The organism is Ochrobactrum sp. Marseille-Q0166 (genome assembly GCF_014397025.1).
GTDB lineage: Bacteria > Pseudomonadota > Alphaproteobacteria > Rhizobiales > Rhizobiaceae > Brucella.
Genome location: NZ_JACJUO010000002.1, coordinates 746911 through 771348, shown reverse-complemented (window position 1 = coordinate 771348; position 24438 = coordinate 746911). Strand labels below are relative to the sequence as shown.

Here is a 24438-nt window from a genome sequence, read left to right as displayed (position 1 = left end):
CACATTATCCTTTTTTACTCAATGCCCAGGCAAGGTAGGGCGCACCGACCAAGGCTGCGAAAAGGCCCAGCGGCAACTCATAGGGGAAGGCTGCATTGCGCGACCCAAGATCGGCAATCACCATCAGAAGCGCGCCGAGCACGGCTGATGCAATGACATGCGACTGTACCTGATAAAAGCCCATACGACGCGTCATATGCGGCGCCATCAGTCCCACAAAGCTCAAAGGGCCGACGAGAAGCGATGCGGCGGCACTGGCAATCGCGGCAAGCAGGATCGTCAATATCCGCGCAGACCGCACGGGCAAACCAAGCGAAATTGGAATTGTCTGCCCCAGCGGCAGTATGGTCAACCAGCGCGATGCGAGCAATGCCAGCCCAATCACTGTGAATGTCAGCACGACGAGGAAAAGCGAACTTTCCGGCGTTGCCGTTGCGGACGAGCCGCTGAGCCAGGCAAGAATCTGCCACGACCGTTGATCGCCGATCGAAAGGAAGATGCTCAATATGGCCGATGCCAGCGAACCGACCGAAATTCCTGCCAGCAGCAAGCGTGCGGATGAGAGCCTTCTGCGGCTCGCAAAGCTCAACACGACCAGCATGGCAATCAGCGCACCGATGGAGGCGCAAAGCAGCAATTGCGCATTGTTGGGTGCCGCGAAAATTGTAAGGGCTACAGCAAAACCAATGCCTGCGCCGCCACTCACACCGATGACTTCCGGGCTTGCCAGCGGGTTGCCAGTGAGGCGCTGAAGGACGGCGCCCGCCATTGCAAGCAGACTGCCTGCAGCAGCGGCAGCCAGAAGGCGCGGCCAGCGCAAAGGCAAGATATCGCGAAGATTTTCGCCTGTCAGAAGCAACCAGCCTTCTGGCGTACGCGCAAGCGCTAGCGCGAGAAAAGCTGCGACCAGCAGAGCGATGAGCAGCAAGCCAAGTTTGGCATTTGAAGCACGTTTGAAAACCTGTGCAGGCGAGGATTGCTGGGAAGCCGTCGAACGCACACGCGGAATGAGCCAGAGCAGCAAAGGCCCGCCGATCAGCGCGGTAACTGCCCCTGTCGGGAAAGTCTCGCCAAGATTTGCGCCAAAAACTTGCACCGCTCCGTCGCAAATCCAGAGAAGAACGGCACCAGCAAAAGGCGACGCCAGCAAGATTGAACCCGGCTTTCTGACGCCGAAGCCACGGACGACTGCAGGAGCCGCCAGACCAATGAAACTGACAAGCCCGACACTGGCCGCAACGCCTGCGCTCAGCACCACCGCAACAGCCACGACCGCAACACGCAACCATGAAAGCGATACACCCAGCGAGCGCGCACTGCTATCGCCAAGGCCTGCGAGCGTCAGCGGACGGCTCAGCATGATTGCGGCAATGAGACAGACAAGGAATTGCAAAGCAAGGGCCATCGTCGATGACCAGTCCTGCTGGCTCAGCGAACCGCCATTCCACGTCACAAGCGACATGAGATACTGGCCCTGCGATAATGTCATTGCGGCAGAAATCGCACTGCACGTCACACCGATCAGAAGACCGGACACAACCATCGTCACCGGCTCAAGCCGACTGCGCCAGCCAAGCAGAAACACGATTGCGGTCGCAACACCAGAACCAGAAAGCGCGACCGCCCAGCGAAACTGGTCAAGCACAGTCGGGAAGAACAGCGTTGCCGTAACAATTGCGAGCTGTGCGCCCGATGACACGCCAAGCGTCGAAGGATCGGCAATCGGGTTGTTGAGCAACCGCTGCAGCAAAGCACCCGCCAGTCCCAGTGCTGCACCGGCGAAAATCGCAACGGAAGCGCGCGGAAACAGCGCATAGGCCAGAATAACCTGCTCGGTGCTCATGTTTTGCGGGTTAAACGGCAGCGAAGGCCATTGCGCAAAAGGTAAGAACGCATTGGCGTTCCAGAGAAACAGCCCAAGGGCAGTCATAACGCCGATTACAGCGCTTGAAATCAGTCCACCACGGGTCACAGGAATGCCTCGCCGCTTGCCTGCAACGCCTGGCTCAGAAGCCGGGCAAACCGCAATCCGGCCGTCAGTCCGCCATAGGGACTAATGTTATCTACCATATAGACACGACCATCGCGGACAGGTTTGAGCGACTGCCAGATCACGCTGTTGCGCAGGCTGTTGCGCGATTCAACTGGAATATCCGATATAATGATGATGCGCGCATCAGGATTTGCCGCCAGATTTTCCAGCGGAACGGGAGCCGCAAATGTAAAGCGGGAACGATCAGTCCAAGCGTTTGGCAGACCAAGCCGTTCCAGCACATCACCAAACATGCTGTCATTGCCGAAAGCGCGGAAATGGCGCGCGTCACCGATATTGATGAGATAGGTCGGGCGCGATGCAAAAGGCTTCAACACCTGTTTTGCTTCAGCGATAAACTTCGCCTGGGCCTCAATAACACCTGATGCTCTGGCGCTGAGTTCAAGCTTATCGCCAAGCGCCGTTACAGCTTGCAGCGCTTTCTCATAGGGGCTCTCGCCGCGCACATAAAACGGCAACGACATGATCGGCGCTATCGATTTCATCGCCTCTTCATACCGGGTATAGAAAGGGGAACTCAGGATCAGATCAGGTTTGAGCAGATAGAGCAGCTCGAAATTCGGTGAACCCCGCAGACCGAGATCAACGACGGAAGCAGGCAATTGCGGCTCAACCGCATCTTCACGAAATCGGATCAACTCTGTTGCCGCGATCGGCGTGACACCCAAAGCCACCAGACATTCGAGCATGGCCCAATCGATTGCCGCAATGCGCGGAAATGGATTGGCGCGCGCCACATTTGGCAAAGCCAAAGCCGCCAGAAGGCCAAGGGCTTTCCGGCGGCTGATTTGAGATGCAGAAAATATCGATCCGCGCTGCGGGTCTGTTACCATGTAAATGTCAGCTTGCTCAGATAGGTTCTGCCGTCACCATAGTTACATCCGAACGAACTGCAACTTGCGACATAATTCTTGTCCGCAATATTCTTGATATTGAGCGACGCCCTGATGTGATCCTTCTGATAGTGAATTGCAGCATCTGTAAGAGTGATTGCATCAAGATTATAATTGTTATCAAGATCGCCGTAACGTTGACCAACATAGCGTACACCGCCGCCTATGCCAAAACCTTCAAGCGCTGAATCTTCTTGGAAAGTATAGTCGAGCCAGAGGCTTGCGGCATGTTTGGGCACATTGGCAGGACGCTTGCCATTATAATTTCCCTCAATATTTTCAGCATCCATGTAGGTGTAAGCGGCGCGCAGATCGAGGCCTTGTGCTAGACTTGCAACGCCCTCAAGTTCCAAACCCCGAACGCGTACTTCACCAATCTGCTTTGTAACAGTTTTGTCATTCTCAAGGACCGAGACAGCAACATTCTGCTGGCGCAAATCGTAAATGGCCGCTGTGAAATAGCCGTCCCAGCCATTCGGCTGATATTTAATGCCTGCTTCCCACTGTTTGCCAGTGGTCGGCTCCAGTACTGGGCCAGTTGCAGGCACAGCAAGCGGTTCGAACGAGGTGGAATAGCTGATGTAAGGCGCAATGCCGTTATCAAACACGTAACCTAGGCCAGCACGGCCTGTCAGTTTATGATCATCCTTGTCGAGCGGACGCGTTATCCCTGAATTCAGATTGCTCGATGTGCCCTTCGTGCTCGCCCAGTCCTGACGCAGACCAAAAGTGGCTCGCCAGTTTTCATAGGCCAGTTCGTCCTGCGCATATATGCCAAGCTGTGTCAGGCTTGAATCAACCTTAGTCGCCAGATTTCTTTCGGTCAGATTGATAGGCTGACCATAGATCGGGTTAAAAATATCCAGCGGCGCCCAACGCCAGAACTGCGTTTCGACATTGTTGTCGAAGTAACGATAATCGAGGCCAGCGAGAAACTTATGCTCAAACGGGCCGGTATTAAATTCAGCAACCAGATTGTTATCGATGTTGTAAGTGTTCAATCGCTCATCCTGAAAGGTTGCGATACGCCTCAGCGTTCGGCCGTCAGTGATGCGACCAGAATTAGAATAACCGAGCGCCTGATATTGCCAGCTCTGATTGGAAAAGCGTGCATTCTGGCGGAAGGTCCACGTATCATTGATACGATGCTCCAGTTCATAGCCAAGATTGATGACGTCACGGCTTGAGCGATCAAAATCAGGATCACCCAGCGAAAAATCACGCGGCAGGGTGTAGCCGGTTGAATTGAGCGTGAATTCCGGCGGCAGGCCCGACGGTGAACTTGGATTGTCGTGCTGGAAGCTGGTGAGAATGGTCAGCTTGGTATCTTCATCCGGCTTCCATGTGAAAGCGGGCGCGATGAAATAGCGGTCATTGTCGAGAAAGTCGGTCTGTGTACCAGCTTTGCGCACCATACCAGTCAGGCGATAGGTAAACTGATCGCTTTCCGCAACAGGACCACCAAAGTCGAAATAGGTGCCATAGGTCTCATAGCTGCCAGCCTGAACACCAATTTCTCCGAACTTCTCAAAGGTCGGACGTTTGTTGATCATATTGATCAGTCCGCCGGGGTTACCCTGACCGAACATCACCGAAGCAGGTCCGCGCACCACTTCGATACGCTCTAGCATATAGGGATCAACCGCCGAGGCACCTGCAGTGCGCATCAGGCGAAGACCGTTTAAGAACTGTACCTGACGGCCATCAAAACCACGGATCAGCGGTGAATCAAAGCGCGGATCGGAACCATAAGGCTCGGAAACAACACCGGGCGTATAACCAAGCGCCTGCCCCAGTGTCTGTGCACCCTGTGCCGCCATTTCGTTTGCTGTGACGACCGATATTGACTGGGGAGTTTCAACGAGCGGTGTGCCGGTCTTCGTCGCGCTGATACTGGTTTTAGCCACATATCCCTTGATCGGCGCTGTGGGATCCTCCGAACCACTATTGACGACAATCGGTGCAAGCACGGTGTGGCTTGCTGCTTCCTGCGCATGCGCTGCAACGATAGAAGCAAATGTTGTACCGGAAAGAACGACGACCAATAATGCTTGGCGGTTTCGGGCCAGGATTTTCACTTTGATCCCCTCAAGGTTTAAACTGGACCCCATTAATCATCTTTTCGTAATCTATCCAATAATTCAAGGGCATATTTTTCATAAGTTTGAGTTATGTTAATCAAAATCGCCATAGTTTTGAATTATTCAAAGAAACAGTCATGCCGGAACAGCGCAGCAATCTCATCAAGTCAAAATCCTTTGAACTGCGCCATTTGCGTTATTTCTGTGCGCTTGTTGAAGAGAAAAACTTTGAACGGGCGGCCGCGAGACTTGGTATTGCCCAACCTGGCCTCAGCCAGCAGATTATGGCGTTGGAGACCATTCTCGGTGCGCCGCTTCTTGATCGCTCACGACGTGCCGTTCAACTGACGCAATCAGGCGAAGTGCTTTATCGCGAGGCCGTCAAAATACTCACGCAAGTCGATGCGACGATGATTGCGGTCAACCGTGCCGGGCGTGGTGAAATCGGTCAGATTTCCATCGGCTATGTCGCCTCTGCCGCCTATTCGGGCGTGGTGTTCGAGACCATTCGCAAGTTCAAACAGGAATATCCGGACGTTTCGGTCAATCTGGTCGAGATGGAGTTGCGGATGCAGTTGACCCGCATTTCTGAAGGACTTCTCGACATGGGATTCGTGCGCTGGCCTGCTCTTCTTTTGCCGGGCCTGACGAGCCTCGTGGTAAGAAAGGAGCCGCTTGTTGCAGTGCTCAGCGAAACGCACCCGCTGGCACATCAGGCTGCCATTGGTCTGTCATCGCTAAAGGATGAAGTTTTCATCACCCCGCGTCAGCCAGCTGATATCGGCTTTCACGGTACAACAATCGAAGCCTGTCACAGCGCAGGCTTTGAACCCAACATCAGCGCGCAGGCGCTTGATTTCACCGAAATTGTGAGCCGCGCATCAATCGGAATGGGCGTGGCACTTGCGCCGAAATCGCTGAGTGCGGTAGGACTGCCCGGCATTCGCTATATTGATGTGACAGGCATTACCACCACATCCGACGTGGCGCTCGCATTCCGTAAAAGCGAGCCATCGCAGGCGGTTAAAAGCTTCATCGCCATGTGCCGACGCATGGAGCTGTAAGTTAAATTATAATTCCCTAAACTTTGGATCAGTTTAAGACAAAATTATGCTCTTATTAAAAAGGGTTAGAGCACAGATCTTATTCAAACAGATCGGTGCTCTAAAACAATACCCCGCTTTCAGAAATGAAAGCGGGGTATTGTTGGAATGCAACTCAATTCAACTTATTGCGGCTGAATAGTCTTGAGCAGGTCGGCAATCGAAACTTCGACCGTTGGACGGATATCCTTGCGCCAAAGCGCAAAGGCCACGTTTGCTTCAATAAAGCCGGATTTCGAGCCGCAGTCGAACGTCCGCCCATGGTAATTGAAACCGAAGAACTGCTGCTGATTTGCAAGCTTGAGCATGGCGTCGGTCAGCTGGATTTCATTGCCCGCGCCTTTTTCCTGCTTGCTTAGCAGCTCAAAGATTTCCGGCTGAAGAATGTAGCGGCCATTGATGTAGAGATTGGAAGGTGCGGTGCCCTTGGCAGGCTTTTCAACCATCTGATTGATCTCAAAGCCGTTGCCGATTGCCTTGCCCTTGCCAACAATGCCGTATTTATGGGCTTCCTCGGGATCGCATTCCTGCACGGCAATCACATTGCCGCCAGTCTGCTCATAAAGCTCGACCATTTCCTTTAAGCAACCCTTCTTCGACTGCATGACCATATCTGGCAAAAGCAGTGCGAAAGGCTCATCGCCAACCAGTTCACGTGCGCACCAGACCGCATGGCCAAGGCCGAGTGGAACCTGCTGGCGGGTGAAGCTGGTGGTTCCGGGCTGCGGCTGCAATTCTTGTAGGTGCTCAAGCTCGGCCTTCTTGCCGCGTTCGGCTAGCGTGGAATAAAGCTCGACCTGTGCATCGAAGTAGTCTTCAATGACAGCCTTGTTGCGTCCGGTGACGAAAATCAGATGTTCGATACCGGCTTCACGAGCCTCGTCCACCACATACTGGATGACTGGCTTGTCGACGACGGTAAGCATTTCCTTGGGGATGGACTTTGTCGCTGGAAGAAAGCGAGTCCCAAGACCGGCGACCGGGAAAACTGCCTTACGGATTTTGCGGATCGAACTCATTCGTCTCCTCGATTTGTTACAAACAGCGTTGTGCTATCAAAGCATTGAAAACATTGTATTTCAAATAGGGCGTTTTCATTAAGGAATGGCGAATTTCCATCTTTTCCCTTATCACATTCGATGACCTCATCTTAATGTTAATTGATTCAAGTCTTTCATAAAAGTTCAGGCAATTTTTTCGCAAAACGCGCGATGGTAAACCAAATGCTAACCTGAAGCCTATAATTTTAAGCCTCATCAGGGTCGGCCCCAAATTCAACACTGGATAGTATTAACGACTTAATGCAATCTAAATGAAACAGGCTCGGCATGAAAGGCAACTCGCCGTTTGAGGCGGCAAAACATGATTGCAGAAGGGAAACACAGAATGCTGCGATTTCCATTCACTCTGGGACGAGGAATGTGCGCCAAGATTACAGCAACCGTTGCGGTGGCAATGCTTGCATCTGGGCTGACGGCTGGCAGCGCTTTCGCTGACGCCAATTTCCGAAAATGGGTTTCCAGTTTCCGTGCCACGGCTATTCAGAATGGCGTATCGCCATCAACTTTTGATCGCGCATTTCGAGGTGTTGATTCCCCCGATCCAGAAGTGCTGCGTAAAGCGCGCTTTCAGCCGGAATTCAACGAACCTGTCTGGAACTATATCGACAACCGCGTGAATGAACATTCCGTGGCTGTGGGCCAGAGTATGGCGAAAAAATGGGGTCCGTGGCTCCAGCGCATCGAACAGCGCTTCTCGGTTGATCGTAACATCCTGCTGGCCATCTGGTCGATGGAAAGCAATTACGGCGAAATCCTCAAGCGCGACGACGTCATGATGGACACGATCCGCTCACTGGCGACACTGGCCTATGCCGATCAGCGCCGCGCCAAATTTGGTCGCACGCAGCTGATCGCTGCCATGAAAATTCTCCAGACGGGCGATATTGACCGCGGACATCTGACCGGCTCCTGGGCAGGCGCGATGGGTCACACCCAGTTCATCCCGACAAGCTATCAGGCCTATGCGGTCGATATGGATGGCAACGGCAAGCGCGACATCTGGAATTCGGTTCCAGATGCTCTTGGAACGGCCGCCAACCTTCTGCACCGCAATGGCTGGCAGCCAGGTCGCACATGGGGCTATGAAGTTGTGCTTCCGGCAGGCCGCAAGTTCCCATCCGGCTCACTTTCGGCTGCAGAATGGCAGAAGCTCGGTGTCGTCCGCGCCAATGGCCGTCCATTCCCGGATGCCAATGAGAAGGTAACTTTGAAAGTTCTCGATGGCCGTGAGGGTCCAGCGTTCCTGATGGGCAAGAACTTCTCTGTCATCAAACGTTATAACAATGCCGATAAATATGCACTCGCTGTTGGCCTACTTGCAGATCGCATCGGTGGCTATCAGGGTTTGCGTCAGGATTGGAACCGTCCTTTCACGCCAATCACTATGAACGAGCGCGAAGAACTGCAGACACATCTTAAAGCGCTCGGTTATTACGATGGCAAGATCGATGGCAAGATCGGTTCCACTTCACGCAAGGCGATTGAAGCGTTCCAGCAGCGCAATGGCTTGCAGCCAGACGGCCATCCAAGCGCGGAAGTGCTTTCGGTTCTCCGTCGCCGTTAGAGCCGCTTTAAAGCAATGGAGCGTTCATTATGTGCGCTCCTTTTTCTTTTAGCGGTGGGCGCTACTATTCCGGAAGCAGGAAGGTGAGACCAATGCAGGCAAAGCGGTGCAAAAAAACGGCTTTCAGCGCTTTAGCGGCGATGCTCGTTGCCTTCGCGATGGTTCTCTCCGCCTCGTCATCTGTATCGGCACAGGAACGTCCACGCACAATTTTCGACCTGCTGTTCGGTCCCAAGAAAGCACAGCCACAGCAGCAATATGAGCAGCCAAAGCCCCAGCGTGTGCGCCCGACCAAACCCAAACGCGTGCCAAAAACAACACCCGCAGCTCGCTCCGCACCCACACCCGCACCTCAGCCCGAAGTCAATTTCATCGAAAAGAAGCCTGACGCCAAAAAGGTTCTGGTGGTAGGTGACTTTATCGGCAACGGTCTTGCGGAAGGACTCGACGTTGCCTTTGCGTCCAACCCGGACATACGCATCGTCAGCCGTATCAACGGCTCCTCCGGCTTTGTCCGCGACGACCATTTTGATTGGCCTGCCAGCATTGGCAAGATTCTTGATGAGGAAAAGCCCGCTGCTGTGATTGTGATGATTGGCTCAAACGATCGACAAGCGATCACCGCCAAAGGTCAAAGTCTTGCGGCCCGCTCGCCCGAATGGACGGCAGAATATCAAAGCCGCGTTTCCAGATTCATGAAAGAAATCACCGATAAGAATTATCCGCTGATATGGGTTGGCCAACCACCGTTTCGGCCGCGCGGCATGTCGCAGGATATGCTTGCGCTCAATGAAATCTATCAAACCACATCCGAAAAGGCGGGCGCAAAGTTTGTCGATGTTTGGGACGGCTTTGTTGATGATGACGGCAATTTCAGCCAGACAGGCTTTGACATCAATGGTCAGACGGCGCGTCTGCGCGGCAATGACGGGATCAACACCACCACGGCTGGCAAACGCAAACTTGCTTTCTACGCAGAAAAACCTCTGAAGGCACTTTTCGGAGACATTCGCGACAATGAACAATTGCTGCCCACGACCGGAAAACAAGACCCTTCCAAGCCGGTGGACCGCATCGCTCCGATGAGTCTTCGTGAAATCGACCGCGACAACAGCGGTGTTTTGCTGGGCGGAGCGCTGGCTTCGCGCGAGAAGGATGAGAAAAAGCCGTTCGCGGAGCACAAAATGGCCCCCGGTCGGGCTGATGACTTCAGTTGGCCGCAGAAAAGCGTAAATCACTGAAACTTAAGTATAATAAAGACCAAGCTGACCCTGTTTTATTGAAAATGCCGTGAAATACCCGGCATTTCTCAGTCTAAATGCTATGTTTCTCATAGTTTCTTTTGCTTCATTCCTCGTCTATCAGAAACCTGTTGTCCGTTTCGGGCATGATTTTGAGGGTGCGTCCCCGACGCGACCGCAATGCATAAGAGGCATCTGAATGAATATTGCATCGAAGCCTCCCGTTGAAACCAACCGGGAGGAGGAACCCCATCTTGCACGCAATCTGTCCAATCGACATCTCCAGCTGATCGCCATTGGTGGCGCCATCGGCACGGGCCTTTTCATGGGTTCGGGCAAGACCATCTCGCTCGCAGGACCATCCATTCTGCTGGTTTACGCGATCATCGGCTTCATGCTGTTCTTTGTGATGCGAGCGCTGGGCGAAATCCTGCTATCCAATCTCGAATATCGCTCATTCGCTGATTTCGCAGGCGACTATCTCGGACCATGGGCACAGTTCTTCACTGGCTGGACCTATTGGCTCTGCTGGATTGTAACCGGTATTGCCGATGTGGTGGCCGTTTCCGGCTATGTATCGTTCTGGTATCCGGAACTGGCTCTGTGGATTCCAGCGCTTGGCCTAATCGCTGTCTTGCTGCTGCTAAACCTTCCAAACGTACGCAATTTCGGTGAAATCGAGTTCTGGTTTGCGCTAATCAAGATCATCGCAATCGTAGCGCTTATTCTGGCTGGCGCCTATATGCTGATCACGAATTTCACGCTGCCAAATGGCACTCAGGCCTCGGTCACGCATCTGTGGGCGAACGGCGGCTTTTTCCCGACAGGCTTCTTTGGTTTTGTGGCAGGCTTCCAGATCGCGGTTTTCGCATTTGTTGGCATTGAGCTTGTTGGTACGGCAGCGGCTGAAACCGAAAACCCAACGCGCAATCTGCCAAAGGCGATCAACTCGATCCCGATCCGCGTCGTGCTTTTCTATGTGGGTGCACTGTTCGTCATCATTACCGTCATTCCGTGGGATCAGGTTGACCCGGGTTCAAGCCCATTCGTGGCCATGTTCTCGCTGGCAGGTCTTGGTATTGCTGCTCATGTCGTCAACTTCGTGGTGCTGACGTCGGCAGCATCGAGCGCCAATTCCGGCATCTACTCGACCTCGCGCATGATCTATGGTCTGGCAACCTCCCGCCTCGCACCGCAGACACTCGGCAAACTTAACAGCCGCAAGGTGCCGGTGAATGCGCTGTTCTTCTCCTGCATCTTCCTGCTTGCAGGCGTCGTACTGCTTTATGCAGGTCAGAGCATCATTGAAGCCTTTACCATCGTCACGACGATTTCAGCGCTTCTGTTCATCTTCATCTGGTCGATCATTCTTGCGTCTTATCTTCAGTATCGCCGCAAGCGTCCTGATCTGCATGAAAAATCGACCTTCAAGCTGCCGGGCGGACGCGCTTCCGTCATTATGGTGCTTGCCTTCTTCGCCTTCATTCTCTGGGCGCTGGCACAGGAGCCGGATACGGCGGTTGCCCTGAAAGTAACACCTGTCTGGTTCGTGCTTCTGGGCATAATCTATCTGGCAATTCGCAAAAGTCGCCAGCAGAACTAACACGACGACAAAAAGCCCGGCTACAAGCCGGGCTTTTTTTAATGGATGCAGTCCGAATTAACGAGGGAGGACGGATGATCCCATCAGATCTGCGTCGATTGCATGGGCTGCCTGACGGCCTTCACGAATTGCCCATACAACCAGCGACTGACCGCGGCGCACGTCGCCCGCTGCATAGAGTTTATCGACATTGGTGCGATAGTCTTGCTCATTGGCCTTCACGGAAGTTCCACCGCGACGATCCGTTGCGATTTCGAGCTTATCGCCGAGTTCCTTCAACACGCTGTTTTCCGCCGGACCGAAGAAGCCGATGGCGATAAAAGCAAGATCCGCCTTGATAAAGAATTCAGAGCCAGCAATCGGCTTGCGCTTCTCGTCAACCTGACAGCACTTCACATGAGTGAGCTTGCCGTCTTCACCGATGAACTCAAGCGTTGCCACCTGAAACTCGCGATTAGCCCCCTCGGCCTGACTGGAAGATGTACGCATCTTGGTTGCCCAATAAGGCCAGACGCTCAGCTTGTCTTCTTTTTCAGGTGGTTGCGGGCGAATATCGAGTTGCGTGACATTGACCGCGCCCTGACGGAAAGCTGTGCCAACGCAGTCAGAAGCCGTATCACCACCGCCAACAACGACAATATGCTTGCCACCGGCAAGGATTGGCGCTTCGTGCCAGGCGACAGATTCAATGTTTTCGCGGCCAACACGACGGTTCTGCTGAACGAGGTAAGGCATGGCATCATGCACGCCTTCAAGGTCTGCACCCGGAATACCGGCTGGACGCGGCTTTTCCGAACCACCCGAATAAAGCACCGCATCATAGGTATCGAGCAAGCCGCGCAGCGGCTTATCGACACCGATATTGACGCCACAAAGGAAGCGGACACCTTCGCCTTCCATCTGGGCGACGCGACGGTCGATCAGGTGCTTTTCCATCTTGAAGTCAGGAATGCCATAACGCAGCAGACCACCCGGCCGGCTTTCGCGTTCATAGACATCAACCATGTGACCGGCGCGTGCGAGCTGCTGTGCGGCAGCAAGACCTGCCGGACCCGAACCGATGATCGCGACCGACTTGCCGGTCTTTTGCGCTGCCGGCTGCGGAACGATATAGCCAAGCTCATAGGCCTTGTCGCCCAGTGCCTGTTCAACGGTCTTGATCGCAACTGGCGCATCTTCAAGGTTCAGCGTGCAGGCTTCCTCGCAAGGCGCCGGACAAACACGACCGGTGAATTCCGGAAAGTTGTTGGTCAGATGCAGGTTGCGGATCGCCTGATCCCAGTTGTTGTTATAGACGAGATCGTTCCAGTCAGGAATCTGATTGTGCACAGGGCAGCCCGTTGGACCGTGGCAGAACGGGATGCCGCAATCCATGCAGCGTGCTGCCTGCTTCTGCACTTCACCATCCGTCATCGGCAGCGTGAATTCGCGGAAGTGACGAATGCGATCCGATGCTGGCTGGTATTTTGCTACCTGCCGATCAACCTCAAGAAAACCAGTAACCTTACCCATTATTCCATGCTCCTCTCACCACGTGAGATTCGGGGGCTATTCGCCATTTCAGGCGCACGAGCACCCCGTTATGATATTAGTTTACTCAGCTGCGACGCCGATCTGCATGCGTTCCATTTCTTCCAGAGCGCGGCGATATTCGACCGGCATGACCTTCACGAATTTCGGGCGATAGCTCTCCCAATTATCGAGAATATCCTTGGCACGCGTAGAGCCGGTGTAGTGCAAATGGTTGGCAATCAGCTGCACCAGACGTTCTTCGTCGTGGCGCGTCATGTTTGCTGATACATCCACACGACCCTTATGCATCAGGTCGCCGCCGTGATGGTGCAGCTTTTCGAGGATATCATCCTCTTCCGGCACCGGTTCCAGCTCGACCATCGCCATGTTGCAGCGCTGTGCGAAGTCACCTTCTTCGTCCAGCACATAGGCGACACCGCCCGACATGCCGGCTGCAAAGTTACGGCCGGTCTGACCGATAACGACAACCACACCGCCCGTCATATATTCGCAGCCGTGGTCACCCACGCCTTCGACAACCGTGACGGCACCGGAGTTACGCACGGCGAAGCGTTCGCCTGCCACACCGCGGAAATAGCACTCGCCTTCAAGCGCACCGTAAAGCACGGTATTGCCTGCGATGATCGAGTTTTCAGCCACAATACGCGTGTCTTCTGGCGGACGTATGACAATGCGACCACCCGAAAGACCCTTGCCGATATAGTCGTTGCCGTCGCCGATCAGCTCAAACGAGACGCCGCGTGCAAGGAAGGCACCGAAAGACTGGCCAGCCGTACCGCGTAGGGTAACAGCAATGGTGTCTTCCGGCAGGCCCTTGTGGCGGAAACGCTTGGCCACTTCGCCCGAAAGCATCGCACCTGCCGAACGGTCAACGTTCTTTATCGCGACATCAATCTTGACCGGGGTCTTGTTTTCCAGCGCTGGCATGGCTTCGGCAATCAACTTGCGATCCAGAATATCTTCAATCGGATGATGCTGACGCTCGGTCCAGAAGATTTCGTGCTTCTCGGCTTCCGGCTTGTAGAAGATACGGCTGAAGTCGAGACCCTTGGCCTTCCAGTGATCGATCATGGTCTGCTTTTCGAGCAGTTCCGTTTCACCGATAATCTGCTCAAGTTTGGTGAAGCCCATAGCTGCCAGCAATGCGCGCACTTCTTCTGCCAGATAGAAGAAGAAGTTGATCACATGCTCAGGCGTGCCCTTGAAGCGCTTGCGCAGAACAGGGTCCTGTGTGGCAACGCCAACAGGGCAGGTGTTGAGATGGCACTTGCGCATCATAATGCAGCCAGCGGCAATCAGCGGAGCGGTTGAGAAACCGAACTCGTCAGCACCGAGCAGCGCACCAATCACCACGTCGCGACCGGTCCGAAGACCGCCATCGACCTGCAGCGCAATGCGCGAACGAAGACCGTTCAACACCAGCGTCTGATGGGTTTCGGCAAGGCCAATTTCCCACGGCGAACCAGCGTGCTTGAGCGATGTCAGCGGCGATGCACCGGTGCCGCCATCATAGCCTGAAATGGTGATGTGATCGGCGCGCGCCTTGGCGACACCGGCCGCAACCGTACCGACACCCACTTCCGACACCAGCTTGACCGAAATATCGGCGGCTGGATTGACGTTCTTCAGATCATAGATCAGCTGTGCCAGATCTTCGATCGAGTAGATGTCATGGTGTGGCGGAGGCGAAATGAGGCCCACACCCTGTGTCGAGTGACGTGTCTTGGCGATGGTCGCGTCAACCTTATGACCCGGCAGCTGACCGCCTTCACCCGGCTTTGCACCCTGCGCAACCTTGATCTGGATGAGATCGGAATTGACCAGATATTCCGTCGTCACACCAAAGCGGCCCGATGCCACCTGCTTGATCGCAGAGCGTTCAGGGTTTGGCGTGCCATCCGGCAGAGGATAGAAACGATCCGGCTCTTCACCACCCTCACCCGTGTTCGATTTGCCGCCAATGGTGTTCATCGCGCGCGCAAGCGTCGTATGGGCTTCACGCGAGATCGAACCAAACGACATGGCGCCCGTCGAGAAGCGCTTGACGATATCGGCAGCCGATTCCACCTCATCAATCGAAACCGGCTTGCGACCGCTTGCTTCTGCAAAGCGGATATCGAACAGGCCACGAATTGTCTTTGCCTGAGCCGCCTTAGAGTCGAGCATGGACGTATATTCGGTGAATGTATCCGGGTTTGAAGTGCGGACGGCGTGCTGGAGTTTCGCAACCGCATCCGGCGACCAGAGATGTGCTTCACCACGCATACGATAGGCATATTCGCCACCGACTTCGAGTGCTGTCAGCAGAACCGGGTCGTTGCCGAACGCATCGGTATGACGACGCACGGTTTCTTCTGCGATTTCGTCAAGGCCAACACCTTCGATGCTCGTTGCGGTGCCAAAGAAGAACTGATCGACAAAGCGCGTCTGCAAGCCAACCGCATCGAAAATCTGCGCGCCGCAATAGGACTGGTAGGTCGAAATGCCCATCTTGGACATGACCTTGAGAATGCCCTTGCCAATCGACTTGATGTAACGCTTGACCACTTCATTCTCGTCAACTTCCGGCGGAAATTCGCGACGGCGATGCATGTCGAGCAGGGTGTCGAAAGCGAGATACGGGTTGATTGCTTCCGCACCATAACCTGCGAGGCAGGCGAAATGATGCACTTCGCGCGGCTCACCCGATTCAACAACCAGACCCACCGAAGTGCGCAGACCCTTGCGGATCAGGTGATGGTGGACAGCCGCTGTTGCAAGGAGTGCCGGGATCGGAATGCGATCGGGACCAACCTGACGATCCGACAGGATGACAATGTTATAACCGCCATGAACCGCTGCTTCCGCACGGTCGCACAGACGCTCAAGCGCACCATGCATACCCGCCGCGCCTTCACCGACATTATAGGTAATGTCGAGCGTCTTGGTATCAAAGCGATCTTCCGTGTGGCCAATGGAGCGGATCTTTTCGAGATCGCCATTGGTCAGGATCGGCTGGCGCACTTCCAGACGCTTGCGGCGCGAGGTACCAACCAGATCGAAGATATTCGGGCGCGGTCCGATGAAGGAGACAAGACTCATCACCAGCTCTTCCCGGATCGGATCAATCGGCGGGTTCGTCACCTGCGCGAAGTTCTGCTTGAAATAGGTGTAGAGCAGCTTCGACTTGTCGGACATGGCGGAAATCGGCGTATCCGTCCCCATCGAACCGATGGCTTCCTGACCGGTGGTGGCCATTGGCGACATCAGAAGCTTGGTATCTTCCTGACTGTAACCAAATGACTGCTGACGGTCGAGAAGACTTACGTCCTTGCGCAGCGCGCGAGGCTCAACCGGGTTCAGGTCTTCCAGAATGAGCTGCGTGTTGGAAAGCCACTGCTTGTAAGGATGCTTCTGCGCGATCTGCGACTTGATTTCCTCATCCGAAACGATGCGGCCTTCTTCCATATCGATGAGCAGCATACGACCTGGCTGAAGACGCCACTTCTTGACGACCTTCTTTTCCTCAACAGGCAACACGCCTGCTTCCGAAGCCAGAATGACAAAATCATCGTCAGTCACAAGATAACGGGCCGGACGCAGACCGTTACGGTCGAGCGTCGCACCGATCTGGCGACCATCGGTGAAGGCAACAGCCGCAGGACCATCCCATGGCTCCATCAGGGCTGCATGATATTCGTAGAACGCACGGCGTTCGTCCGACATCAGCTTGTTGCCCGACCATGCTTCCGGGATCAGCATCATCATCGCATGTGCGAGGCTGTAGCCACCCTGATGCAGGAATTCGAGCGCATTATCGAAGCACGCCGTGTCCGACTGACCTTCGTAGGAAATCGGCCATAGCTTCGAAATGTCGTTGCCAAACAACTCCGAATCCACCGATGCCTGACGAGCAGCCATCCAGTTGACGTTGCCGCGCAGCGTGTTGATTTCGCCATTATGCGCAACCATGCGATATGGATGCGCGAGGCGCCATGACGGGAAAGTGTTGGTCGAAAAGCGCTGGTGAACGAGTGCCACAGCGCTTTCAAAGCGCGGGTCTTTCAGGTCGTTGTAATAGGCGCCAACCTGATAGGCCAGAAACATGCCCTTGTAGACGACAGTGCGTGCCGACATGGAGACGATATAGAAGCCCTTATCGTCGCCGTCGTTTTCCTGATAGATGCGATTGGAGATGACTTTGCGCAGCACAAACAAGCGGCGTTCAAACTCATCGTCGGTTGCAATGGTCGCGCTGCGGCCAATGAAAACCTGAACGTGGAAGGGTTCGGTCGCGGCAATTTCCGGCGCCTTTGACAGCGAAGAGTTGTCAACAGGGACCTGACGGAAACCGATGAAGGTCTGTCCTTCCGCAGCGATGACTTCCTTGATGATATCTTCGATATGTGCGCGCAATTCCGCATCGCGCGGCATGAAGATATAGCCTACGGCGTAATGCCCCGGCTGCGGCAGATCGATAGCCTGACGAGCCATTTCCTCGCGAAAGAAGCGATCTGGAATCTGCACCAGAATGCCGGCACCGTCGCCCATCAGAGGGTCGGCGCCAACCGCACCACGATGCGTGAGGTTTTCAAGCATCTTGAGGCCGTTTTCGACAACCTGATGGGACTTCTGACCCTTCATATGCGCAATGAAGCCAACGCCGCAGGCGTCGCGTTCGTTGCGCGGGTCATAGAGGCCTTGGGCGGGGGGAGTACCCGCCGAAGTTCGCGTTTTTCGGGTGGCGTTGGTGGAATTGGTCGCAGCTTTGACCGTTCCGTTCTGACCGTTGTGTAAATCCACATGCGATACAGATGGCGTCAAATGCGGCATCGTCATTCCCTCCAGTGAGCGCGCAACCCTGCGCGATACGATAATGAACCGGAACGGCTATTCGTTCCGAACTGTTTTAGTCGCGCATCTGATCCGAAAACCGCTTCGCACTTTTCGGGATGCGCTGTGTCTCGCCGTGCGTCTGATCCAAAAACCGCTTCGCACTTTTTGGGACGCACTTTAGTCTGTGTATGGAAAGCCTTATCGAAAAGGCGTTGGACGACGTTCCGGGGCCGATGGCATAGCCATCGAAAGGAATATTGTTTTGGCGCCTTAGTCTTTCAGGCTCGACAAGCGACCTCAGCCCACCATGGCGGTGCGCTAAACTCCCCTGTCTCATTAAGTGCCGCATTCTGCCGGATTAACCCGATCTGCGCGACACTTTCTTTCTGTAACTGACGGAAGCTTTGAAAAGAAACCTGACGATCACAGTGATGAATTGGACAGCAAGGGTGAATTAGTCAGCATTACTGTCCTAATCACGTATGACAGAATTCAAATTCGCTCACAAGATGGAAACATGATTTTTTCGAGCCAATTGCGAAACAAAGTGTCGCAGATATAAGCCACAGCATTATTTAATTACGTTTAGCATTGGTTGCGTCAGTTTGGCGCGGCACATATCTGGCATAGGGCACATCGAAAAGTGACATTTTCGGCCAGAATTTTAGCACATGTACACCTTACACCTGTTAACGAGTCCGGTTATAGACCTTTGCTCTAGAGCGCATCCCGAAAAGTGTGAAACGGTTTTCGGATAAAGATGCGCGATGAAACAAAAGCTTGGAGCGCCGATCTGATCCAGTCAGATCGAAATGCGCTCTCAGGTCATACCGCCAGCGGAGAACATCGTGCATTTTGCTTCAGACAATTGGGCAGGCGCCCACCCGAAAATCGCTGAAAGTCTTTCCCTCCATGCAAATGGATTTGCTGCTGCCTATGGTGCCAGCGAGCTCGACAAGCGCGTGGAACAGCGTTTCAACGAATTGTTCGAGCGGGAAGTGGCGGTCTTCTTTGTCGGCACTGGTACGGCGGCCAACTCGCTGGCCCTTGCCAGCGTCAACCGTCCGGGCGGTGTCTCGCTCGTGCATCGCGAAGCGCATGTGATTGAAGATGAATGCGGTGCGCCTGAATATTTCACCGGCGGCGCACGGCTGCATCCGATTGATGGCGCAATGGGTCGTATCGATCCTGAATTACTCAAGCGCGAGCTCAAACGTTTCAATCCGGCCTTCGTTCATGCTGGTCAACCGATGGCAGTCAGCATCACGCAAGCCACAGAAGTCGGCACGCTATATCAGCCTGAACATATTGCGACGATCTCACAGATTTGCCGTGATGCAGGCCTGCCGCTGCATATGGATGGCGCACGTTTTGCCAACGCGTTGGTATCACTTGGTTTGACGCCAGCGGAAATGACGTGGAAGCAGGGCGTCGACATCGTATCCTTTGGCGGCACCAAGAATGGTTGCTGGTGTGCGGAAGCGCTTGTCTTCATGGACCCCGCCCGCGCGCGCGACCTGCCTTTCATCCGCAAACGCGCAGCGCAACTTTTCTCCAAGACTCGCTTCATCGCGGCACAGTTTGATGCCTATCTCGCAGATGATCTCTGGATCGAACTTGCGAAACACTCCAATGCGCTCTCTGCGCGGCTCGCCCGTCACATCGACGCATCCAGCCAAATGCGACTTGCATGGAAGCCCGAGGCCAATGAGGTTTTCGCAATCATGAAGCAGTCAGTCTATGACCGGCTGCGCGATGCTGGTGCAATGTTCTATGACTGGAACCCGCCGCATTCGGAAGTCAACCGCATCAGCGAAGGCGAAATCTTTGCACGCTTCGTCACAAGCTTTGCAAATACCGAAGAAGAAGTTGATCAATTCGGCAAGCTTATCGCTTAACGGGTTTCGATCTGCTTGGATCAGATCGGTACCCGGACTTATGCTCTAAAGCCGATATTTCAAAAGCCAAAAAAGCGGCGCTTAATGCGCCGCTTTCTTTATACATAGTCTTCAGCAGAGATTAGTGGGCAGTTTTCGTTTCGATCTGCTGGGCTTCCCCAACCGATGCTTTGCTGACTTCAATCTTGCGCGGCTTCATCTGTTCAGGGATTTCGCGCTTGAGATCGATGTGGAGCAGACCGTTCTTGAGGCTGGCGCCAGCGACTTCAACAAAGTCTGCAAGCTGGAAGCGGCGCTCGAAAGCACGCGAAGCAATGCCGCGATAAAGCACTTCACCGGTTTCAGAATCATCGTTCTCGGCCTTCTGGCCTTTCACGGTCAGCTGATTGCGATGGGCTTCGATTTCAAGTTCGCTTTCCGAAAAGCCTGCAACGGCCATGGTGATGCGATAGGTGTTCTCACCGGTCCGCTCAATATTGTATGGCGGATAAGACTGCGAACCTTCTGGCGATGCGAGCGTGTCGAGCATCGACGAGAAAAGACGGTCGAAACCTACCGTGGAACGATAGAGCGGGGAAAAATCAACGTGACGCATGTGTAAGCCCTCCTTAAGAGCGACATAATGCATTGGTTTGGCGGCAGAACTCCCATTCTGGCGAATTCTTCATGCCGGCGATCCCGTTATCGGCGACCGCAAAACTTAATTGGGAATGCTGCTTTTTCATTTCAAGACCGATTTTACTGTGTCTTGCATAAAACGCTGCCACGGCCGCGCACGAGCACTGAGAATATCGTTACACGGCTTATCACTTGGCGTAACAACTCCTGATCGCCTGCCCCCCGGAAATTGGCGGGTACGCCATGCAATGAACCCAAAATGAACATCATCTTCGGTGAGCGTTCAGATGCTTGGGGCTATTGTCCCACTATGCCTGCTGAGAGGCGGGTTCATCAAAGGATTACGGTTATGAAAAAAGCTTATCTTGCTTTTGCCGCACTTGCCACCGTCGCAACCGGAATTGCGACTACGTCCCATGCAGCTGATAACGGCCTGCGTGTTCAGGTCCAGTATTACGACGACGATGGCTATCGTCCTCCGATGCCGCCACGCGGAGGACCACGTCCGGGTTGGGACGGTCCAGATCGTGGATATGATAGAGGCCCGGGACGCGGACCAGGCTGGGGTGACGGCTATGGTCGCCGGGAAACACTAAGCCCACGCCAGATTTCGCGTTCACTGCAGCGCCGCGGCTATGACGTTGGCGACATGCGCCGCGAACGCGGAGCTTACCTCGTCAAGGCAACCCGCCCGAATGGCCGCCGCGTAATCGTTGTGGTCGATGCATTCAGCGGTCGCATCATTGATGAACGTCGCGTTGGTCGCGGCTGGTAATATTCTCTGATTTGGAAAGATCAGCCAGTGTAACGTCCCTTGCACTGGTTGTTTCCTGAACCGGAAGTTTGCTTGCAAACTTCCGGTTACTTTTTATCATTCTTTATCCGATTATACTGGTGCATGATTTAAATTGGGGCCGCAGCCTTACAGCGGATCCAGTTTAGACTTAATCGTTGGAGCCGCTGTAACTGTTTGTTTTCACGCATTATCCGACGCAAAGCCGCTTCGCACTTTTGCTGGAAATGCTATCATGTCAGAACTTCTTTTTGAAACCGACGCGAACCCCATTCCCGCAGGGACGACATCGGGACAGCTTACGTCGAAGGATGGCATAAATCTGCGCTACGCCATCATGAGGCCCGAAACAAAACCGTCGCGCGGCACCATCATTCTGCTGCAGGGCCGCAATGAGTTTATCGAAAAATACTTTGAAACCATCTCGGATCTGGCCACACGCGGGTTCACGGTCGCAACGCTCGACTGGCGGGGCCAAGGTGGTTCGCAACGGCTGCTCAAAGACCGACTGCGCGGCTATGTTCGGAATTTCGGTGACTATACCGACGATCTCGATCAGTTTCTGACCGAGATTGTGCTGCCTGATTGTCCGCCCCCCTTCTATGTGCTGGCGCATTCGGCAGGCGCTCTGATTACCTATTCTTCGATTCACAAACTGGCATCGCGCGTGACCCGTATCGTGCTGTGCGCGCCGTTGATGGGATTACGTCCATCACAATCCGGCGACAACAAAATGCGCCGCATAGCAACCGCCTTGCGCTGGCTGGGAATGGGCCGAAATTATGCCGCCGGTGGACGCGTACGCGGTGAAAGGCCCTTTGAAAACAACCCGCTCACCAATGATCCGGCACGATTTGAACGCAATATGGCGGTGGTCCGAAAACATCCGGAACTGGCGCTTGGCGGGCCGACAATCAACTGGATCGGCAATGCGCTTGCTGCGGCTGCGCGTATTTACCAGCCCGGCTTCTATGATGGGCCGACGGTGCCTGTACTGGTTATCGCTGCAGGTGCGGACAAGGTCGTCTCGACCACAGCCATAGAACGTTTTGCTGCCAGCGCGCGCAACGTCTCCCTCGTCGTCATCGACGGGGCGCGCCATGAATTGCTTCAGGAAGCCGATTTCTACCGGGAGCAGGCTCTTGCCGCCTTTGATGCGTTCATTCCCGGTACGTCGGAAATTGAAGCGCTTCCAGAGAGCATAGAGCCTGCAAATCCAGACAAAGCCTGACGATCAGCTGTTCAGCAAATCAAGAGCGGCCTTGTGCAGCGCCGGTGAAGCTGCGGCAACAACATCACCGCCTTTTTCTGCCGGGCCACCATCGCGCTGTGTTATAACACCACCCGCCTGCTCGATGATTGGAATAAGCGCCACGATATCATAAGGCTGAAGGCCCGCTTCCACGACGATATCGGCAAAGCCGCTGGCCAGCATCGCAAAGGCATAGCAATCAACGCCGTAACGCGACAGACGCACCGCATTTTCCAGCCGGTCAAAGCTATGGCGCAAATCGCCCTTGAAAAGCGCTGGGGTGGTGGTGAACATTGTCGCATCTTCAAGTTTTGCCTGAGCGCGCACAGAAAGCCGACGTGGTTCCGCACCTTCGCGGACCAGATATGAACCATTGGCGTCACCGTAAAACAGCTCACCCGTGAAAGGCTGAGACATCATACCAGCCTTTGCATCGCCATCGACGGTCAGACCGACCAGCGTTCCCCATACAGGCAGGCCGGAAATGAAAGCGCGGGTGCCATCAACGGGATCGATCACCCAGACATGACTGCGGTCGATATTTTCCGGGCCATATTCTTCGCCAAGAATGCCGTGATCTGGAAACTCGCGCCCGATCACGGCACGAATCGCACGTTCAGCAGCGCGGTCGGCTTCCGTGACCGGATCAAATCCCGAAGTATATTTGTTGTCGATCTCGTTGAACTGGCGAAACCGTGGCAAGGTTTCAGCAGCGGCGACCGAAGCGACTTCGGAAAAAAATGCCTTATCGATCAGCAATCCCAATCTCCCGTTTTCATAAAATGATGCATTGATGTGCATCTCATGCTAATATTGCTCATAATTTGAGCTGACTATTTTTTAGCACAAAAAATATGCGTAAATCCTTGACGCATAAGGCTTTGACGCGTAGCTTAAAGGTCAGACAGGCTGTCCTGTCGGTGCCTTTCGGGGCATTTCCTCCCTAGTCTTTGGCCGCGCTTTCTTCTTGGAGCGCGGCTCTTTTTTATGCAGTTGATGATGGATTTTCTGTCCTGAGCAGCACCAGACGGCTACTCTGCTGCGAGCGGCGGTACGACCAGAAGTTCATCCGGCAAGGACGTGAGATCGCTCAGGAACTGATAGAGATCGGCACATAGCGCATCGAAGCCGACAAGCTTCTGCAACGTCTCCTCATTCATATAAAGACTGCGGTTGATCTCAATCTGCAGCGCATAGCAGGCAGCTGCGGGCCTGCCATAATGCTCGGTGATAAAACCACCCGCATAGGGCTTGTTGTGCGCCACTGTATAACCGAGACTCCTCAGTAACTCTATTGCCGCCTGTGTCAGCTGCTCACTGCAGGATCTGCCGAAACGATCGCCAATGATGAAATCAGGCCGGCCGCCAACATCGCCGGAGCGCGTGCCGCCCGGCATTGAGTGGCAATCAATCAGAACCGAATAGCCGAACCGCTCATGCGTCGACTGGAGCAGACCATCCAGCGCACGATGATAGGGCTTATAGAGCTCCTCAATACGATAATAAGCCTCTCCAAGTGATATACGGCCAGGATAAATCAGCTGTCCTTCGCCGACCAGACGCGGCACAGTGCCCAGCCCACCCGCAACACGGGCCGACTGGCTGTTCACATATGGCGGCAGAGGCTCCGCAAACATGCGCGGATCAAGCTCGTATGGCTCACGGTTCACGTCGAGAAAGGCGCGCGGAAAGTGCGCCTTGAGCAGCGGCGCGCCAAGGCGCGGCACGGCTGCAAAAAGCTCATCGACGTAGCAATCTTCGGAATAGCGAATGGCGAGCGAATTTAGCCGTGATTCTTCGAGAAACGACTTGGGATAGACTCGACCGCTATGGGGAGAATTGAAAACGAAAGGAATGCGCTGCTGCGCTGGTGCGCAGACCTCGAAAGGGGGCATCAGATGAAAATCACGTTCCAGACTCATACTTCAAC

At 54.3% G+C, this 24438-nt stretch carries 16 protein-coding genes; 7 read left to right on the top strand and 9 right to left on the bottom strand.

The annotated features are described in order from the left end of the window. Window positions 1–4: 4 nt before the first annotated feature. The 3 genes from fhuB to H5024_RS14790 are packed head-to-tail and all read right to left on the bottom strand — an operon-like array spanning window position 5 to window position 5057. On the bottom strand, window positions 5–1930 hold the full coding sequence (fhuB, locus tag H5024_RS14800) for a Fe(3+)-hydroxamate ABC transporter permease FhuB (RefSeq protein ID WP_210309740.1): 1926 nt from the start codon (window positions 1928–1930) through the stop codon (window positions 5–7). A 38-nt stretch (window positions 1931–1968) separates the two neighbouring features. After that, the gene (locus H5024_RS14795) at window positions 1969–2886 is read right to left on the bottom strand and encodes an iron-siderophore ABC transporter substrate-binding protein (RefSeq protein ID WP_187547929.1); all 918 of its coding nucleotides are present in this window, start codon (window positions 2884–2886) and stop codon (window positions 1969–1971) included. Then, complete coding sequence (locus tag H5024_RS14790; RefSeq protein ID WP_187547928.1) at window positions 2880–5057, bottom strand: TonB-dependent siderophore receptor; 2178 nt, start codon at window positions 5055–5057, stop codon at window positions 2880–2882. Before H5024_RS14790 ends, H5024_RS14795 begins: the two co-directional genes overlap by 7 nt. Window positions 5058–5164: 107 nt before the next feature. On the opposite strand from H5024_RS14790, the gene H5024_RS14785 reads away from it, so the two are divergent. After that, window positions 5165–6091 (top strand): LysR family transcriptional regulator, encoded by a 927-nt coding sequence (locus H5024_RS14785; protein WP_187547927.1) that lies wholly within the window; start codon window positions 5165–5167, stop codon window positions 6089–6091. Between the two features lie 164 nt (window positions 6092–6255). On the opposite strand, the gene galU is transcribed toward H5024_RS14785, so the two are convergent. Then, on the bottom strand, window positions 6256–7149 hold the full coding sequence (gene galU / locus H5024_RS14780) for a UTP--glucose-1-phosphate uridylyltransferase GalU (protein ID WP_187547926.1): 894 nt from the start codon (window positions 7147–7149) through the stop codon (window positions 6256–6258). A gap of 367 nt (window positions 7150–7516) precedes the next feature. Between galU and H5024_RS14775 the strand changes: the two genes are divergently transcribed. The 3 genes from H5024_RS14775 (at window position 7517) to H5024_RS14765 (ending at window position 11599) form a co-directional block, all read left to right on the top strand. Continuing rightward, window positions 7517–8755 (top strand): lytic murein transglycosylase, encoded by a 1239-nt coding sequence (locus H5024_RS14775; RefSeq protein ID WP_187547925.1) that lies wholly within the window; start codon window positions 7517–7519, stop codon window positions 8753–8755. Between the two features lie 92 nt (window positions 8756–8847). Further along, window positions 8848–9996, top strand: coding sequence for a DUF459 domain-containing protein (locus H5024_RS14770; protein WP_187547924.1), 1149 nt, complete (start codon window positions 8848–8850; stop codon window positions 9994–9996). Window positions 9997–10195: 199 nt separating this feature from the next. After that, the gene (locus H5024_RS14765) at window positions 10196–11599 is read left to right on the top strand and encodes an amino acid permease (protein ID WP_187547923.1); all 1404 of its coding nucleotides are present in this window, start codon (window positions 10196–10198) and stop codon (window positions 11597–11599) included. Between the two features lie 57 nt (window positions 11600–11656). On the opposite strand, the gene H5024_RS14760 is transcribed toward H5024_RS14765, so the two are convergent. Further along, the gene (locus tag H5024_RS14760) at window positions 11657–13111 is read right to left on the bottom strand and encodes a glutamate synthase subunit beta (RefSeq protein ID WP_187547922.1); all 1455 of its coding nucleotides are present in this window, start codon (window positions 13109–13111) and stop codon (window positions 11657–11659) included. An 81-nt stretch (window positions 13112–13192) separates the two neighbouring features. Next, entirely contained in the window at window positions 13193–17944 is a 4752-nt protein-coding gene (gene gltB / locus H5024_RS14755) for a glutamate synthase large subunit (RefSeq protein ID WP_187547921.1), read from the bottom strand. Window positions 17945–18795: 851 nt separating this feature from the next. Between gltB and H5024_RS14750 the strand changes: the two genes are divergently transcribed. Further along, window positions 18796–19845: a low specificity L-threonine aldolase gene (locus H5024_RS14750; RefSeq protein WP_187547920.1), complete on the top strand. Its 1050-nt coding sequence runs from the start codon at window positions 18796–18798 to the stop codon at window positions 19843–19845. A gap of 121 nt (window positions 19846–19966) precedes the next feature. Here the strand turns inward: H5024_RS14750 and H5024_RS14745 are convergent, their stop codons facing one another. After that, a complete protein-coding gene (locus H5024_RS14745) occupies window positions 19967–20440 on the bottom strand; it encodes an Hsp20 family protein (RefSeq protein WP_187547919.1) in 474 nt (157 codons plus the stop codon). 372 nt (window positions 20441–20812) lie between these two features. Between H5024_RS14745 and H5024_RS14740 the strand changes: the two genes are divergently transcribed. Beyond that, window positions 20813–21238, top strand: a complete 426-nt coding sequence (locus H5024_RS14740; protein WP_187547918.1) for a PepSY domain-containing protein — start codon at window positions 20813–20815, stop codon at window positions 21236–21238. Window positions 21239–21491: 253 nt separating this feature from the next. Beyond that, window positions 21492–22487 carry an alpha/beta hydrolase gene (locus tag H5024_RS14735; protein WP_187547917.1) on the top strand — a complete coding sequence of 332 codons (996 nt, stop codon included), beginning with the start codon at window positions 21492–21494 and terminating at the stop codon, window positions 22485–22487. Between the two features lie 3 nt (window positions 22488–22490). Here H5024_RS14735 and hisN read toward each other — a convergent pair whose 3' ends face one another. Both hisN and H5024_RS14725 read right to left on the bottom strand, forming a co-directional pair. Continuing rightward, window positions 22491–23267 carry a histidinol-phosphatase gene (hisN, locus tag H5024_RS14730; protein ID WP_187547916.1) on the bottom strand — a complete coding sequence of 259 codons (777 nt, stop codon included), beginning with the start codon at window positions 23265–23267 and terminating at the stop codon, window positions 22491–22493. Between the two features lie 272 nt (window positions 23268–23539). After that, window positions 23540–24430 (bottom strand): N-formylglutamate amidohydrolase, encoded by an 891-nt coding sequence (locus tag H5024_RS14725; RefSeq protein WP_187547915.1) that lies wholly within the window; start codon window positions 24428–24430, stop codon window positions 23540–23542. Between the last annotated feature and the right edge of the window lie 8 nt (window positions 24431–24438).

Bases quoted from the DNA above. Each gene is read 5' to 3' on its own strand.
- fhuB (WP_210309740.1), bottom strand. From the start codon at position 1,930: ATGACTGCCCTTGGGCTGTTTCTCTGGAACGCCAATGCGTTCTTACCT.
- H5024_RS14795 (WP_187547929.1), bottom strand. From the start codon at position 2,886: ATGGTAACAGACCCGCAGCGCGGATCGATATTTTCTGCATCTCAAATC.
- H5024_RS14790 (WP_187547928.1), bottom strand. From the start codon at position 5,057: ATGGGGTCCAGTTTAAACCTTGAGGGGATCAAAGTGAAAATCCTGGCC.
- H5024_RS14785 (WP_187547927.1), top strand. From the start codon at position 5,165: ATGCCGGAACAGCGCAGCAATCTCATCAAGTCAAAATCCTTTGAACTG.
- galU (WP_187547926.1), bottom strand. From the start codon at position 7,149: ATGAGTTCGATCCGCAAAATCCGTAAGGCAGTTTTCCCGGTCGCCGGT.
- H5024_RS14775 (WP_187547925.1), top strand. From the start codon at position 7,517: ATGCTGCGATTTCCATTCACTCTGGGACGAGGAATGTGCGCCAAGATT.
- H5024_RS14770 (WP_187547924.1), top strand. From the start codon at position 8,848: ATGCAGGCAAAGCGGTGCAAAAAAACGGCTTTCAGCGCTTTAGCGGCG.
- H5024_RS14765 (WP_187547923.1), top strand. From the start codon at position 10,196: ATGAATATTGCATCGAAGCCTCCCGTTGAAACCAACCGGGAGGAGGAA.
- H5024_RS14760 (WP_187547922.1), bottom strand. From the start codon at position 13,111: ATGGGTAAGGTTACTGGTTTTCTTGAGGTTGATCGGCAGGTAGCAAAA.
- gltB (WP_187547921.1), bottom strand. From the start codon at position 17,944: ATGCCGCATTTGACGCCATCTGTATCGCATGTGGATTTACACAACGGT.
- H5024_RS14745 (WP_187547919.1), bottom strand. From the start codon at position 20,440: ATGCGTCACGTTGATTTTTCCCCGCTCTATCGTTCCACGGTAGGTTTC.
- H5024_RS14740 (WP_187547918.1), top strand. From the start codon at position 20,813: ATGAAAAAAGCTTATCTTGCTTTTGCCGCACTTGCCACCGTCGCAACC.
- H5024_RS14735 (WP_187547917.1), top strand. From the start codon at position 21,492: ATGTCAGAACTTCTTTTTGAAACCGACGCGAACCCCATTCCCGCAGGG.
- H5024_RS14725 (WP_187547915.1), bottom strand. From the start codon at position 24,430: ATGAGTCTGGAACGTGATTTTCATCTGATGCCCCCTTTCGAGGTCTGC.